The following is a 2104-nucleotide window of genomic DNA, read 5'->3' as shown; positions in this document are numbered from 1 at the left end:
CCCGCCACCCCATCACCCGCCGCCGCCACCTCAGCTGCCACGATGTCAGCCGCCGCGATGTCGGCTGCGGCCGCGTCGCCCGCTGCCACGCGGACCCCGTCCGCCCGGACCGAGGCGCGGATCGTCGTCAACGGCGCGAGTCGGGGCGTTCCCACTGGTCAGCCCCTACCCGAGCTGCTGGCGGGGCTCGGCCTGCGGCCTGGATCGGTCATCGTCGAGCTCAACGGCGAGGCGCTGACCGCCTCCGAGTCCACCCGCGTCCGTCTCGCCGACGGCGACACCCTGGAGATCGTCCGTGCCGTCGCCGGTGGGTGAGCTCAGGGCCGACCGGCTGCGGCGGCTGGCCGATGCCCGGCTCTACCTGTGCACGCCGCGGCGCGCCGAGTTCGCCCCGTTCCTCGACGCGGTCGTCGGCACCGCTGACCGCGGCGGCGTCGACCTGGTGCAGCTGCGGGAGAAGGGCCTGGAGTGGGCCGACGAGGTCCGCGGCCTGCGCCAGATCCGGGCGGCCGGCGCGGCGCGGGGCACGCTGGTCAGTGCCAACGACCGCGCCGACCTCACCGCCTTCACCGGCGCCGACATCCTGCACGTCGGCCAGGACGACGTGCCACCCGCGTTCGCCCGCGGCATCGTCGGCCCGGACGTCCTCATCGGCCAGTCGACGCACAGCCCCGAGCAGTTCCTCGCCGCGCTCGCCGATCCCGACGTCGACTACGTCTGCGTCGGCCCCGTCCACGCCACCCCGACGAAGCAGGGCCGCCCGCCGGTCGGCCTCGGCCTGCCCCGGCTCGCCGCGCGCCACGCCCCGCCCTTCGAACCCGGGTCGAAACCCTGGTTCGTCACCGGGGGCGTGTCCGCCGACACCCTGGACGACATCCTGGCGACGGGAGCCCGCCGGGTTGTCGTCGTGCGGGCCCTGACAGCGGCCGCCGATCCGGGGGCCGAGGCCGCGGCGCTCGCCCGCCGGCTGCGCGCCGGCTGAGCCTCGCCGCGGGCCGGCAGCGTCGATGCGACACCTCAGCTACCTCGCGGTCCTCGTTGGCTGCCTGCTCGGCACGGCCCCGCTGGAATGGTTTCTCGGGACCCGCGTCTACGCCCGCCCGCGCCGGCTCGCGCTGACGTTGCTGCCGGTCGTGGCGGTCTTCGTCGCCTGGGACGTGTACGCCATCGCCGCCGGGCAGTGGACCTTCGACCCGCGCTCGGTCACCGGCATCCGGCTGCCGGGCCGCCTGCCGCTGGACGAGCTGCTGTTCTTCCTGGTCGTCCCCGTCTGCGCGATCCTGACCCTGGAGGCGGTACGCGCCGTACGCGGCTGGCCAGCCGGCGACGAGCCCCCCGCCGCGGAGGAAGTCGCTGCGCAGGAGCCTCCCGCTCGCGGTGAGGCGGACGGTCCGCGGTGAGCTACACGTTGCTCGCGGTGCTCGGCGTGGCCGGGGCGGTCGCCGCGGACCTGTGGGTGCTGCGCACGCGGCTGCTGACCCGGCGGATCTTCTGGACCTCGTACGCGATCATCGTTGTCTTCCAGCTCATCGCCAACGGTGTCCTGACCGGGTTCAGGATCGTCGTCTACGATCCCGGCACCATCCTCGGGCCGCGGATCGCGCACGCGCCGATCGAGGATCTGCTGTTCGGATTCGCACTGGTCACCTGGACGCTGTCGTGGTGGGTCTGGTGGGGCCGGCGGGCCCGCACGGACCGTCACAGCGGGCGGACGGAGTGAGAATTTTGCCGAGTTGGTGACGCAAACGAGCTAATTGGCCCATCGGAGGTAATCCGTCGGCCTAGCCTCGACCGTGATGACGCACGATGTTGCTGGTGGCCCCGGCTCGGCGGGGCGGCACCGTTCTCCCTGGGGTCGGTCGGGCCGGATCCTGCCGATCCGGTGGGGTCGGATCGGCGCGGCCGTGGCCGCGCTGGCGCTGCTCGCGGCAAGCCTGGTGGTTCTGCGGCTGCGGCTGGACGAGAGCGGTCACTCCGGCCGTTCCGGCACGCCGAGCGCCCAGCGCCGCCCGCTCGGCGGCGCCCCGCCGGACGTGCTGGCCGCCACCCCCACCTCGCGACGGCCGAGCGGGTCCGCGTCCGCCTCGACGCCGCTGCCCACCCC

The 2104-nt window shown here is 74.5% G+C and carries 4 protein-coding genes and 1 pseudogene; all 5 read left to right on the top strand.

The genetic code is table 11. The annotated features are described in order from the left end of the window. The coding region (gene thiS, locus C1A33_RS24285; protein ID WP_423748137.1) for a sulfur carrier protein ThiS at positions 1–315 on the top strand (315 nt) is incomplete at its 5' end. After that, positions 296–982, top strand: coding sequence for a thiamine phosphate synthase (locus C1A33_RS24280; protein WP_101833644.1), 687 nt, complete (start codon positions 296–298; stop codon positions 980–982). The genes thiS and C1A33_RS24280, both read left to right, overlap by 20 nt. A gap of 25 nt (positions 983–1007) precedes the next feature. Further along, positions 1008–1400: a lycopene cyclase domain-containing protein gene (locus C1A33_RS24275; protein ID WP_243407894.1), complete on the top strand. Its 393-nt coding sequence runs from the start codon at positions 1008–1010 to the stop codon at positions 1398–1400. After that, the gene (locus C1A33_RS24270) at positions 1397–1720 is read left to right on the top strand and encodes a lycopene cyclase domain-containing protein (protein ID WP_101833643.1); all 324 of its coding nucleotides are present in this window, start codon (positions 1397–1399) and stop codon (positions 1718–1720) included. The genes C1A33_RS24275 and C1A33_RS24270 overlap by 4 nt, the downstream gene beginning before the upstream one ends. Positions 1721–1796: 76 nt before the next feature. Beyond that, a pseudogene (locus C1A33_RS35965) lies at positions 1797–2104 on the top strand (hypothetical protein); the annotation flags it as partial.

This window comes from Frankia canadensis, assembly GCF_900197875.1.
In the GTDB taxonomy this organism is placed as follows: Bacteria; Actinomycetota; Actinomycetes; order Frankiales; family Frankiaceae; genus Frankia; species Frankia canadensis.
This window is presented reverse-complemented; position numbering and strand designations above follow the sequence as displayed.